Genomic DNA, 12,168 nt, shown 5'->3' with positions numbered 1-12,168 from the left:
TCCACCGTGGCCGTCTCGGTGTTGCCCGCTGCCGTCGTCACCGTGTAGGTGAAGGAGTCCGTACCGTGGTAGTCCTCGTTCGGAGTGTAGGTCACAGTGCCGTCAGAGTTTATGACCACCGTGCCGTTCCCCGCCGATGCCGAAACGACTTCCAGCGGATGACCATCCGGGTCGGTATCATTGGCGAGAACATCTATGATGACGGGAATATCCTCGTCGGTTTCAGCCGTGTCAGGGTTGGCAACGGGAGGCCTGTTAGCCCATCCCGAGGGCTGATCGATGCCCTCACCCCTATATATTTCTTCCACTTCGGTCCTGAATTCCTCGGTCCGGAGAAAATCGGGGTCGTAAGTGTAATTGACCCTGGGGTTGATCGTGTGGCGGCCCTGGAAATGGAAAGTCTCGTTTACGTCACGACCCTGGCTGGCGTCGTTAAGGAGGGGGTTGCCGTAATCATGGATGATCCTCGGCAGGCGGACGAAGCCGTGGCCTTCGTTTTCCGGCATCGGCGCCTCATCGGCACCGGATTGGACCTGGGCCGGGCCGGGATTCGTCTCCCGGTCGCCTGAAGCGGCGCCAGGGATCCCGGCGACCGGTCCGGCCTGGATGCTTCCCTCGGGGACGGTCGGAGACGGACCTTCGGCAAGGCCGTCCAAGCCGATGTTCCCCACGGCAAAGGAGTGGTTCGGGAGTATCTCCAGCGTCTTGCCGGAAGGATCCTGGACCAGCACGGAGCCCGACCCCGTCACCAGGATATTCCCTTCCCGCAGGACATCCCCGGGCCTGGCGGACCTTAGGTTCCCGTCTGTTTCCCTGATGTATGCTTCTCCTGTCACCGAGATTATTCTGAGGATTTCGTTGCCCTGATTCATACAAATCCCTCCGTTTGCGGATTCTATTTCTCTTTATTCAAAGACGGGCGGCGATAAGGGAAGAACTATCGTTCCCTCAGGGCGTTGGCCTTTGCTCTGAGGATGGGTTTCATCAGGTAAGCCAGCACCGTCTTTTTTCCAGTTTTAATGTCCACCTGTGCGACCATGCCGGGTAGCACAGGCAGGTTTTCCCCAAAATCTGTCTTGTCCGTCACGATACGCACCAGGTAAAAGGTAAAACCCCTCTCATCGGTAATGGTGTCGGGGCTTATATGCTCCACGACGCCTTCAAGACCTCCGAAGACGGCGTATTCGAAAGCGGTGAACTTGACCACCGCCGGCTGTCCCGGCTTGATGAAGGCCCTGTCCTTGGGGGAGAACCTGGCTTCCACGATCAGCCTGTCCTCTTCCGGCACGATTTCGGCCACGGCTCCACCGGGCATGACAACCGCGCCGGGGGTGTTGACGAAGACGCGCTTCACGTTGCCCGATAGCGGTGAGCGTATCTCCGCCTGGGTTACCCTGTCGCTCAAGGCTTTTTCTCCTTCGGTGAGGCTTTCCAGTTCTCCCAGGGTGACGGCCAGTTCGTTTCTCCAGAGGTTTCGGTATCTCAAATCGATCTCCTTGGCCTGGCTCTCCGTTTCCTCTATGGCGGATCGGACTCTCGTCCTCTGGGCTCTCAACTGGTCCAGGTCGCCCCGGGACCTGGCCAATTCCCTTTCTAGCCTCAGCACTTCGATCTTGGGAACGGCGCCGCTTTCCAGGAGTGGCCTGGTTATGGCCAGTTCTTCCGCCGCCAGTTCGTAGGATCGCGATACCTGCTCCAGGCGGGCGTTCAGTTCCGCCAGTTCCTGTCTGCGCTGTCGGGCCTGCTGCTTGAGCACTTCCACCCTGGAGTCGAGTTCCTCCAGGCTGGTATGAAAAAGCTGGTTCTCCAGTTCCACTATCTGGGGTATCTCCCGCGCTAGTTCTTCCGAGGGTTCGAAAGGCAACCCCTGGCTCAGGGCCTCGAGCCTCGATGCCTTGGCCGTCAACGAGAGGACCTTGGCCTGGTGCTGGCCGAGAATGGAGCTGAACCGGGTCAAATCCACCCTCACGAGGACGTCTCCCCTTGCCACGTCCTGGCCTTCCTTGACGAGGATCGCTTCCACGACCCCGCCGTCGACGGACTGGACCATTCTCGTCCCGCCCGAGGGGATGGCTTTTCCTACACCGTTAACGACCTCGTCGAGGGGAGCGAAAGCGGACCATAGCAGAAGGGCGAGGAAGACGAGGCCAATGACGTAGATGAGCACCCTGGCCCTCATCGGTTTCTCCTGTTCCAGGGCCCACTCGGCTTCGGCCTCCCAGCCTCCGGAACGGACATCCTCGACGGGCACGAAGCGGGACCAGAACCTTCCTGCTCTGCGGGAGCCCAGGTGTCCCAGGGTGTCCACTACGTCGCCTATATTCTCGAAGCCTTCCCTGGTCGCCGGGTCGTATTTCATTTCTTATCCCTCGCGGGCCCCTGCTGCAGTGCCCTGAGAACCGCTTCCTTGCTGCCGTCGGCCACGATGCGTCCTCCCTCGAGGACGATGATCCGGTCCACGAGTTCGAGCAGCGCCGTTTTGTGGGTGATGACCAGCAGCGTCCTCCCCTGGGAGAAGGCGGCCAGGTTCCGGCGCACCCTTTCCTCGGTGGCGCTGTCCATCGACGCGGTGGGTTCGTCCATGAGAAGGATGGCCGGATTCTTAAGGACAGCCCTGGCGATGAGCACCGACTGCCGCTGGCCGGTCGAAAGCAGTTCCCCCCGTTCGCCCACGGGCATATCCAGCCCCGAGGGGTGAAGGTGGGCGAAGGAATCGACACCCCCGATGCGGATGGCGTTCAGAAGTTCTACGTCGGAGACGGGGGGGTTGCCCAGCAGGAGGTTGTTCTTGAGCGACCCGAAGAAGAGCATGGCGTCCTGGGGCGCGATGCCGATGTGGCGCCTCAGTTCAGCGGGGTCGATCTGCCGGATGTCTATACCATCGACGAGAATGGAGCCGCTCTGGGGCTGATACAGGCCCATGATCAGCCTGCTCAGGGTGGTCTTTCCCGAGCCTACGCGCCCGATCAAGGCCACCCTTTCCTGGGGCTCAACCCTGAAGGAGACCCCTTTCAGCAGGGGCCTTTCCTGGCCGGGGTAGGAGAAGGAGACATCGATCATCTCTATACCGCCCCGGAAGACATGGCCGCCGGTGTAGGAGGCGCCTTCGGGCCGCTCCCGGGGTTTCTGCATGATCTCCTCCAGGGCCGCCAGCGACCTCGAGGCCGAGTTGTACTGCATCAGTAGCGCCGCCGCCCGGGCAATGGGCGCCATGGCGCGGGAAGAGAGGATGTAAGCCGCTATAAGCCCGCCCATGGTCATGGCATTGCTCATGGTCAGGTAGACGCCGACCACCATGACGGCCACGGAGACGGACATCTGGACCCATTGGGTCCCGCTGACCACCGACGCCGTGAGGAATCTCAGGCGCAGGCCGGCCGATTCCAGGAAGGCGACGACCTTTTCCCAACGACCCTGGATGTGCCCCTCGGCCCCGAGGTTTTTAAGGGATTCAATCCCCACGAGGCTCTCGACGAGGGTCGCGTTCTTAATGGCGTTGGCCCTGTTAACGGTGTCGGAGAGTTCACGCATCTCTCGCTGGATGGAGACGGCATGGGCAAGGATGACGGCCCCCCCTACCAGGATCGGGAGGGTGAGCTGCCAGCCGATGAGCCCAATGATGATGAGGAAGAACATGGCGAAGGGCAGGTCCACATAGGCGGTCACCGTGAAGGAGGAAATAAAATTCTTGACCGATTCGTAGCCCTGGACGCTGCTGGCGAAGGAACCCACGGAAGGGGGACGCTCCTTCAGTTGCATGCCGAGCACCTGCTCCATGAGCCTCCCCGAGAGACGGATATTGGTCCTGGCCGCGCCCTTGTCCACGAGGCGGCTCCTGGCCAGGCTGAGGGCGAAGTCGGCCGTGAACATGATGAAAACGCCGATGGTGAGGACCCAGAGGCTTTCCAGGGCCCTGTTGGGAATGACCCTGTTGTAGACGTTCATCACGAAAAGGGGCATGGCCAAGGCGAAGGTGTTGCTCAAAGCCGACGCGATTATTACGTCCTTGTAGAGGTGGCGGTTTTCCCTGATGGCGCTCCAGAACCAGTGATCCCTCTTTGTGCCGGGGTCTTCCGGAGCCCGCTCGTCGAGCCTGAAGCGGGGCCTCACGTAGGCGGCCATGCCAGTGTATCGTTCCTCGAGGTCGCCGATTTTCAGGACTACTTCTCCGTCGCCCGCCTCGGGGAAAAGGGTGGTGACCGTTTCCTCTTTCGGGTCCATGGAGATAACCAGGCAGGCCTGCTGCTCCCTGAGGATGAGCAAGGCAGGGAAAAGCAAAGTGTTGAGCCCTTTCAGGGGCTTCCTGGCGAAGCGCACGGCCAGCCCCGCCTTCTCGGCGGCCCTGGGAAGGTTCGAAGGGGTAAGATATCCATTCTCCAGGGGGAGACCGGCAAGAAGGGTGTCCCTCGAGACGGGCCTGCCGTAGTGGGCGGAGAGCATGACCAGGCAGGAGGCCAAGGGCCCCCCGTGATCATCGCGGATGATCTCCGTCACATGTGCTTCGCCGGTTTGCAGTAGTTCGGTCACATCATTTTCCAGGTTCGTGATCCTGGTCTATACGGCCCGCCTCAATCCACGATCATTGGCGGGTAAACCGTCAGGTCTATGCCCAGGTCGGACGGTTCCGGCATGTCGCTCCTGGCGGCCTTGAAGTGATCCAGGAGAGCGCCCGTCTCGGCCAGGTAAACGGCCTTGGCGATGGCGAGGTTTACCTCGGCGTTTTTGAAGGCCCGCGTGGCCTGGAACACTTCGTTCTCGGCGTCGAGCAGATCCAGGAGGCTGCGGCGCCCGACCTCGTATTGCCTCTCAAAGGCCTGGCGCATTATTTCGGCCGAACCCTTGTGCTGCTCTAGGTGGGTCAGCTGTTTTTCAAGGGATGCGACATTGTTGTAGGCGATCTGGACGGCCTGGCGGATATCCCTCTCCACTCTCTTCACGTTTTCGCGGGACTGCTTGTACAGTTCCTCGAAACGCTTGATGGTCGCCCGGTCGCTTCCGCCGTTGTAGAGGTTATAGCGCAGGACCAGTTCCACGTAGGTCTTGTCCCTGCGGCCCCTGACACCATCCACGTCGTCCTCGAGGTTGAGGCCTGCCCTGAGGTCCAGCCTGGGCCTCATCCTCGCCCCCTGCTCGGCGAGGGCCGAGTTCATTGAGAGGGAGTGCTCGAGGGCCGCGAACAGCTGGTGGCTTCCCTTTGTGATCTTTTCCAGGGCTGCGCCCGAAGTGTGGGGCAGTTCAACGCCCGGTAGGGCGGAGTCCTGCAGTTGCCCCGGGGCACCGCCCACCACCCTCACGAACTGGGTCTCGGAATCGTGGAGGTTGCTCTCCTCGGTCACGAGGTTTGCCCTGGCCAGGGCTACCCTGCCGTTCACCGTGTCCCTGTCCACTTCGCTGCCCACACCCGCCCGAATCCTCTGATCGATCTTTTCCGCGATCTTTTCATGATTTCTCAGGTTATTCGAGGCGTATTCCGTGAGGGTCCGGTAGCGGACCACGTCGAGATGGCTCCTGACGGCACCGAGAGCCACCCTTTCCATGGAATAAAGCAGCTCGAAGTAGTTCATTTTCCTGGCATGGCCCAGCTTATCCACCTGGTTTTTCGTGAGGCTGCCATCGTAGATCATCTGGGTCAGGGTGAGGAAAACACCCTTCCTGGTGTAATTCATCCTGTCCCGGCCGGCGTAGCCGAGGCCGTCGAGCCTTTCTTCACCGATGCCGGCCGTGAGGTCCAGCCTGGGCAGATAGCCTCCCCGGGCGGCGTCCCGCTCATTGCCCACCGCCATGAAGGCATGCCATTTGGCCTGAATTTCCGGGTTGGAATCAACCGCCTGGGCCACGGTCTCGTTCAAGGTTGCAGCGGTCGCCAAGGCAGCCGATGAAATGAGAAAAACAGAAATCAGCACCACCGAAAAAAACGATCTTGACCTTCCTGTTGCCATCCCCTTTGCCTCCCTGGAATATAGATTTTCGTGCCTGTTTGATAACACAATATCTCCACCTGGGTCCGCTCCCCTGATGTCGGACCGGGTTAACTTGGCTCAATTAAATTTTTAGGAAATTGGATTAGGGACATGGGGTATTCTAACTAATCCAGTCGAAATTGCAAGCCTTAAAACATTTCAATTTTTCTACTGCGGCAGGCGACAGGGAAGGCTACTTCACCTTGACTTTCTTGTTGAACGAGAATAAACTTAATAGCATAAGATGAAACAAGAAATTGACGCGGACCCTTCCCCTTCCGAGAGTCCCGGAAGCTACGGGGAGCAGCCTCGATGGGCGGCCCCGAGGGTCCAGGGAAACGCGAGGGCCGGTGCAAACCCGGCAATAATTTCAAGGAGGAGTGCGTTCCATGTCTACCGTTCTGCTGAGCCGCTCCGAAGTGAAGAGCCTCATGACCATGAAGGAAGTGGTCGATATCGCCGAGAAAACCTTCAAGGGCTTCGGCGAGGGCACCACGATCAACCCCACCAAGGTGGGACTCGACCTGGGCGAGACCGCCGAGTATCCTCACTATGAGGGTTTCATGAACGCCATGCCGGCCTACGTGGGCTGGCTGGACACGGCGGGGATCAAGTGGGCCGGCGGTTTCCTGGGCGAACGCAAAAAGCTGGGCCTGCCCTACATAACCTCCCTGATACTTCTCATCGACCCCAGGGTGGGCAACTTCAGGGCCGTTATGGACGGCGAGTGGATCACCTCCATGCGTACCGGAGCCCAGACGGCGGTATCCCTCAAGTACCTGCACAAGGGGCCGTCGATCCGCCTCGGCCTCTACGGCGCCGGGGGACAGGGGCACACCCAGACGGAGGCCATCGCCGCCGTGTTCGACATCGAGGAAGTCCGGGTGTTCGACATCAACGGGGAGTCCGCCCTGAGATATGCCGAAAATATGAAGGACATCGTCAAGGGCAAGGTGACCGTGGTCGACAACCCCAGGGACGCCGCCTGGGGTGACGCCATCGTCTGCGTCACCCAGTCCAAGGAAAAATTCCTGAAGAACGAATGGATAGCCCGGGGGACGAAGGTCTTCCCCATGGGATCCTACCAGGAAGTGGACGACGATTTCATCCTGTCCGCCGACCGGGTGATCGTGGACCACATCGGACAGTGCCTTCACAGGGGAGCCTTGAAGGGGCTGGTCGAGGCCGGGAAGTTCCGGGAATCGGACATCGACGCCACCATCGGGGAGGTCGTGGCGGGCAAGAAACCGGGCCGGCTCTCCGAGGACGACCGGGTCCTCTGCATCCCTATCGGGACGGGCGCCATGGACATAGCCGTCGCCACGGTCATACTCGAGAGGGCCAAGGAAAAAGGGATGGGCGGAAGCTTCGACTTCGTGTAAGGGCCTACGGGAGGGCGGGCTTTACCCATCGGACCCGCCTCTAGGGGTTCCTGGGGAGGACCACCAGGAGGGCGAGGCATTTCTCGTCGCCCAGGGCCCTCCCTCCGTGAGGGAGGCTGCCGTCGACGAAGAGGCAGTCCCCGGGGGCCAGTTCGTACTTGCTGTCGCCGCAGAAGAACTCCAGCCGGCCCTCCAGGACGTAGATGAATTCCTCGCCCTCGTAGTTGAAGCCCGGCGAGGTGTGAGGTTCGGGCAGGGGCTCGTAGGTCATCAGGAAGGGGCTCCAGCTCTTGTTAGGCCACCGGGCTCCGAGGGATTCGAAGGAGTAGCCGTAGGGCGTCTTCCGGCTGGAGCGGGGTTTTCTCTCCTCCCTGCGGATGAGGAGAAAACGGGTCTCCTCGGCTTCCCTGAGGAGTTCGCTCAGGGAAACGCCCAGGGAACGGGCAATTTTGGCATAGGTGGATATGGGAGAGCTGACCTTGCCGTTTTCGATCTTGGAAAGGAGGGCCTTCGAAAGGCCGGTCCGCTGCGCCAGGACATCCAGGGTCAACTGGGCGCCTCTCCGGACGCCCCTGATCTTTCTTCCTATGTGGAGGTCGATCTGGTTGTTTTCATCATCGATAGTGTTTCTTTCAAAAATCCCGGGCATTGGACGCTCTCCTTATAAGGAAAGGGTGTGTTGAACCACCAGAAACCTATTTAACCAGCTGCGGCGCCAGGAAGACTTGAAAGAAGGGGGATTATGCCATGGATGAATTCCTTTTGAGAAAGGTAAAGGTCCAGAAAGTAGGCTTTGGAAAGTATACTGAGGTGAAAAATGGTTGCCTGACTATCGATGCCGATGCCCTCACCGAGATCCTCCTGGAGGATCGACAGATAAAAAGTGTAGATATCCGGATCGCCGGACCCGGCGATAGTATCCGCATCGTCCCCGTGAAGGACGTCATCGAACCCCGGGCAAAACTTTCGGAACAGGAGAGCCCCTTTCCCGGCGTCTTCTCTGACCCCCACGTGGCCGGCGAGGGCGTCACCATGTCCCTGGACGGTGTCTGCGTCGTGACGACGGGCAAAATGGTCAACTTCCAGGAAGGCCTCATCGACATGTCGGGACCCGGCGCGGAATTCTCCACCTTTTCCCGCAAGAACAACGTGGTCCTCGTCATCGAACCCGCGGAAGGCCTCAGCAAGCACGAGCACGAACGGGCGGTCAGGATGGCCGGCCTCAGGGCCGCCTCCTTCCTGGGGAAGGCGGGCATACCAGCCGAGTGGGAAGAAGAAATCCGCGTACCGGGAATGAACCTCCCCGGCCTTTACGGCATGGACCTGGCCCTGCCCAGGGTGCTTTACGTCTGCCAGGTGATCGCCCAGGGCTTGCTCCACGACAACTACATCTACGGACTCAACGCCCAGGGATGCCTCCCCCTCCTCATGACGCCCGGCGAGGTGCTCGACGGAGCCATCGTGAGCGGCAACTGCGCCGCCCCCTGCCACAAGCACACGACCTACCATCACCAGAACAACCCCATCGTGGAGGATCTCCTGAAGGAGCACGGGAAGACCCTGAACTTCCTCGGGGTCCTGGTCACCCCCGTCAAGACCGCCCTGGTGGAGAAGGTCAGGATCTGCACCCAGGCCTTCAAGATGGCCAAAATGCTGGGAGCCCAGGGAGTGATCCTCTCCGAGGACGGCGGCGGCAACCCCGAGAACGACCTTATGCTCCTCGACCGCCTGCTCGAGGGGGCCGGGATAAAAACGGTGCTGGTCACCGACGAATATGCCGGCTCCGACGGAGCCTCGCCGGGCCTGGCCGACAGCACCCCCGAGGCGGACGCCGTGGTCACCAACGGTAACGGAAACCAGAGGGTCATCCTGCCACCCATGGATACCATCATCGGCCACCCCGAGAGCATCGACAGGATAACCGGCGGGCATGCCGGGAGCCTGAGGCCCGACGGCTCCGTAGACATGGAGATCGCGGGGATCATGGGATCCACCAACGAGCTCGGTCTCGAGAACCTGATGACCGTGGCGATGTAGGAGGCGACAAAGATGAAAACAATCCGTGCGGTCCACTATCTCAACCAGTTTTTCGGCCAACTCGGCGGCGAGGATAAGGCAAACCTGCCTCCCCGCATCGTCGAAGGGCCCGTCGGTTTCGGCACTACCATGAAGGACGCTTCCGGGGGCCGGGTCGAAATAGTGAGGACGGTTATCTGCGGGGACAACTACGCCGCCGAGAACACCGAAGACCTGGCGAAGAAGGTGCTCCAGTGGGTATCGGAAGCTTCGCCGGACCTTTTCATCGCGGGACCCGCTTTCGGGGCGGGGCGATACGGCATCGCCAGCGGCACCCTCTGCAAGGAAGTGAGAGGAAAGCTCGGCATACCCTCCGTCACGGCCATGCACCCCGTGAACCCCGGCGTGGAGATAGCAGGCCATGAAGTATTCGTCGTAGAGGCCAAAGATTCCGCCCAGGACCTGAAGAGGGTCCTTCCAATGATGTTGGATATCGGGATCAGGCTTGTGGACGGAGCTCCCATAGGAAGCCCCGGGGAGGAAGGCTACCTGCCCAGGGGCGTGCGCGTCAACGTCAGGGCCCGGAAAAGAGGTTCCGCCAGGGCGGTGGAGATGCTGCTGAAGAAACTCGCCGGGGAACCCTTCCGGACGGAACTGCCTATGCCCACCTACGACAGGGTCCATCCCGCGGCGCCCGTCCGGGACATGGCGAGGGCCATCATCGCCATCGGGACCGAGGGGGGCATCGTCCCCCGGGGGAACCCCGACAGGATCGAGGCCCACAACGCCTCGAAGTGGTGCCTTTATGACCTATCCGGCCTCGATGGCCTTGAAAAGGGCGACTACGAGGTGGCCCATGGCGGCTATGATCCCGTCCCCGCCACCGAGGACCCCGACAGGGTTCTGCCCCTGGACGCCGCCCGTATCCTGGAAAAAGAGGGCCGGTTCCGAAAGCTCCATGACTGGTACCCGGTCACCGTGGGGAACGTCACCGCCGTGAGGTCGGCCGAAAGATACGGCCGGGAGATGGGAGAAGCCCTCGCAGGCGAAGGCGTGGAGGGCCTTATCCTCACATCCACCTGAGGAACCGGGACGCGTTGCGGCGCAACGCTTGCCCGGGAAATAGAGCGGACGGGGATCCCCGCGGTCCTGATCACCGCCATACCCCCCATCGCCTTCACCGTCGGTGCCAACAGGGTCGTGCGTGGCATAGCCATTCCCCACCCGGTGGGCGACCCCGGTGAGAAGCCTGCCGTCGAACTGGAGATGAGGAAAGAACTCCTGGAGAAAGCCCTCAGGGCCCTCTGCGAACCCCTAGAGGAGCAGACCCTTTTCGAATGACCGACGACCGGGTCATACTGAGCAACAACCCCAGGGTCAGAGAGGAATGGGAGTCCTACCGCTGGGTCGAGGGTGATTCCGCCGAGGTGGCGAGGCAGGCCCGGGACCTGGTCCACCGGGGGTGGAGGTTTCATTGCCACCCCCTGGCGGGAAGTATAAGGTTGTTGAGAAACCCCTTCAGGACGATCGTCCTGGAAAGGGGGAGCGCCCCCGTCTCCGTCGAACACGCGGCCATGGCGGAAGAGGCCTTCAGGAGGCTTAGCGCCGAGGATTTTTCGAGCGTGCGCGAGGCCGACAGGGATGACTACGCCCTCATCGACCTCGACCTGGTCAAGAAGTCTCTTGAATCGCCCCGATAAAAAATATAATCCGGCCCCGGTTTTAAAACCGGGGCCAAATTTTTCATCGTCTGAAAACTCGTAAACTCCCTCAGGAAACCTTGCCGGTCCTGGCGTATTCCTTCAGTTCTTCCAGGGTCATGTCGTCGAGGCCCAGCTTTTCCAGCCCATGGCCCTGGACGACGTAATCCCTGTCGTGGAGGAAGGACGCAAGTCTTATCACGAGGTCCACCACGGGCATGGGCTGCCCGGCCTTTTCGCCTATCAGTTTGCAGGGGACCATGCAGAAGGGTACGTCTTCCGTCAGGTACCTGCTCCTCACGCTGTGCCCCACGATGTCCTTGTAGGGGCTCTCGGGGCTGTTCGCATACTCGTAGATCGTCTCCGTCGAATTATGACCGTAATACATTTTCAACTGGTCCATAATCGGCATGAGATCGAGGCCGAGCTTCTTCCCCGTGTCCACCCGCTCGGCGTCCATCTGCATCATCTTCTCGGAGACTAGGGGTGTGATTCCGTCCATGTAGTGCCTGAAGGTCTTCGGGTTCTTCTCGATATCGCCGTAGTTCAGCAGGACGGGCATCGGGTGCAGGGTGTAGTTGACGTTGTCGAAATCCATTTCCAGGATGCTCGCCCCGGGATAAAACTCGATATAGCCATCGAAACAGTCGTTGATGATTCCCAGGGCGGCGTCGCCCATCCCCGTGGGGCAGGTGCCCAGCTTCAACCGGAACTTCTTCTTGTAGACCATGACCGTGTCGAACCGGGCTGTCCGGCAGGCGTAGGGAAGGCTCGAGGTCTCCGAGATGACCACATCGGCCTTGCAGCCGGCATCGGCCATCATCTTCTTGAGCAGGAAGCCCCCGAAGTTGCCGGGCACGATGATGACATGCTGCCCGTCCCTCAGAAAGGGAATCAATTTCGCGAAAACCAGCTCATGGGCGAAGGAGGGCAGCACCACGAAGAAAATGTCGGTCTCCCTAGCCGCCTCGGCCATATCGTTGGTGACCCCGATGATCTTGCCGCCGCAGTTGATGTCGCCTTCGAGGAACATTTCCCTGGTCTTGTTCAGCTTGATGAAATCCTCGGTCATCTCCCTGGGCTTGAACATCACCACCGGGTATCCTTTCG

Annotated in this window: 10 protein-coding genes; 4 read left to right on the top strand and 6 right to left on the bottom strand. The window is 60.5% G+C overall.

Annotated elements, in window-relative coordinates:
• The 4 genes from GX108_07375 to GX108_07360 all read right to left on the bottom strand — a co-directional run.
• Nucleotides 1–872 (bottom strand): cadherin-like domain-containing protein (locus GX108_07375; GenBank protein ID NLO56852.1); only part of this gene is annotated, 872 nt, incomplete at its 3' end.
• Nucleotides 873–937: 65 nt separating this feature from the next.
• On the bottom strand, nt 938–2,359 hold the full coding sequence (locus GX108_07370; GenBank protein NLO56851.1) for an HlyD family type I secretion periplasmic adaptor subunit: 1,422 nt from the start codon (nt 2,357–2,359) through the stop codon (nt 938–940).
• Nucleotides 2,356–4,539 (bottom strand): type I secretion system permease/ATPase, encoded by a 2,184-nt coding sequence (locus tag GX108_07365; GenBank protein NLO56850.1) that lies wholly within the window; start codon nt 4,537–4,539, stop codon nt 2,356–2,358. Before GX108_07365 ends, GX108_07370 begins: the two co-directional genes overlap by 4 nt.
• A 29-nt stretch (nt 4,540–4,568) precedes the next feature.
• A complete protein-coding gene (locus GX108_07360; GenBank protein NLO56849.1) occupies nt 4,569–5,939 on the bottom strand; it encodes a TolC family outer membrane protein in 1,371 nt (456 codons plus the stop codon).
• Nucleotides 5,940–6,349: 410 nt separating this feature from the next.
• On the opposite strand from GX108_07360, the gene GX108_07355 reads away from it, so the two are divergent.
• Nucleotides 6,350–7,342, top strand: a complete 993-nt coding sequence (locus tag GX108_07355) for an ornithine cyclodeaminase family protein (GenBank protein ID NLO56848.1) — start codon at nt 6,350–6,352, stop codon at nt 7,340–7,342.
• Nucleotides 7,343–7,382: 40 nt separating this feature from the next.
• Here GX108_07355 and GX108_07350 read toward each other — a convergent pair whose 3' ends face one another.
• Nucleotides 7,383–7,991: a cupin domain-containing protein gene (locus GX108_07350; GenBank protein NLO56847.1), complete on the bottom strand. Its 609-nt coding sequence runs from the start codon at nt 7,989–7,991 to the stop codon at nt 7,383–7,385.
• Nucleotides 7,992–8,089: 98 nt separating this feature from the next.
• Here GX108_07350 and GX108_07345 point away from each other — a divergent pair, with 98 nt between their 5' ends.
• From GX108_07345 to GX108_07335, 3 genes are read left to right on the top strand one after another with little or no spacing between them, the layout of a single operon-like run.
• On the top strand, nt 8,090–9,379 hold the full coding sequence (locus tag GX108_07345; GenBank protein ID NLO56846.1) for a beta-aspartyl-peptidase: 1,290 nt from the start codon (nt 8,090–8,092) through the stop codon (nt 9,377–9,379).
• A 12-nt stretch (nt 9,380–9,391) separates the two neighbouring features.
• On the top strand, nt 9,392–10,699 hold the full coding sequence (locus tag GX108_07340) for a glycine/betaine/sarcosine/D-proline family reductase selenoprotein B (GenBank protein NLO56845.1): 1,308 nt from the start codon (nt 9,392–9,394) through the stop codon (nt 10,697–10,699).
• Nucleotides 10,696–11,058 carry a hypothetical protein gene (locus GX108_07335; GenBank protein ID NLO56844.1) on the top strand — a complete coding sequence of 121 codons (363 nt, stop codon included), beginning with the start codon at nt 10,696–10,698 and terminating at the stop codon, nt 11,056–11,058. The genes GX108_07340 and GX108_07335 overlap by 4 nt, the downstream gene beginning before the upstream one ends.
• Before the next feature lie 70 nt (nt 11,059–11,128).
• Here GX108_07335 and GX108_07330 read toward each other — a convergent pair whose 3' ends face one another.
• The gene (locus GX108_07330; GenBank protein ID NLO56843.1) at nt 11,129–12,148 is read right to left on the bottom strand and encodes an NAD/NADP octopine/nopaline dehydrogenase; all 1,020 of its coding nucleotides are present in this window, start codon (nt 12,146–12,148) and stop codon (nt 11,129–11,131) included.
• Between the last annotated feature and the right edge of the window lie 20 nt (nt 12,149–12,168).

The sequence above is a fragment of the Thermovirga sp. genome (assembly GCA_012523215.1).
Taxonomy (GTDB): Bacteria; Synergistota; Synergistia; order Synergistales; family Thermovirgaceae; genus 58-81.
Note: the sequence above shows the minus strand (reverse complement) of the source record. Positions and strands in the feature narration are given on the sequence as shown.

What these genes read in the sequence shown, in the direction of transcription:
- GX108_07350 (NLO56847.1), bottom strand. Translation starts at nt 7,991, where the DNA reads ATGCCCGGGATTTTTGAAAGAAACACTATCGATGATGAAAACAACCAG.
- GX108_07345 (NLO56846.1), top strand. Translation starts at nt 8,090, where the DNA reads ATGGATGAATTCCTTTTGAGAAAGGTAAAGGTCCAGAAAGTAGGCTTT.
- GX108_07355 (NLO56848.1), top strand. Translation starts at nt 6,350, where the DNA reads ATGTCTACCGTTCTGCTGAGCCGCTCCGAAGTGAAGAGCCTCATGACC.
- GX108_07335 (NLO56844.1), top strand. Translation starts at nt 10,696, where the DNA reads ATGACCGACGACCGGGTCATACTGAGCAACAACCCCAGGGTCAGAGAG.
- GX108_07330 (NLO56843.1), bottom strand. Translation starts at nt 12,148, where the DNA reads ATGTTCAAGCCCAGGGAGATGACCGAGGATTTCATCAAGCTGAACAAG.
- GX108_07370 (NLO56851.1), bottom strand. Translation starts at nt 2,359, where the DNA reads ATGAAATACGACCCGGCGACCAGGGAAGGCTTCGAGAATATAGGCGAC.
- GX108_07360 (NLO56849.1), bottom strand. Translation starts at nt 5,939, where the DNA reads ATGGCAACAGGAAGGTCAAGATCGTTTTTTTCGGTGGTGCTGATTTCT.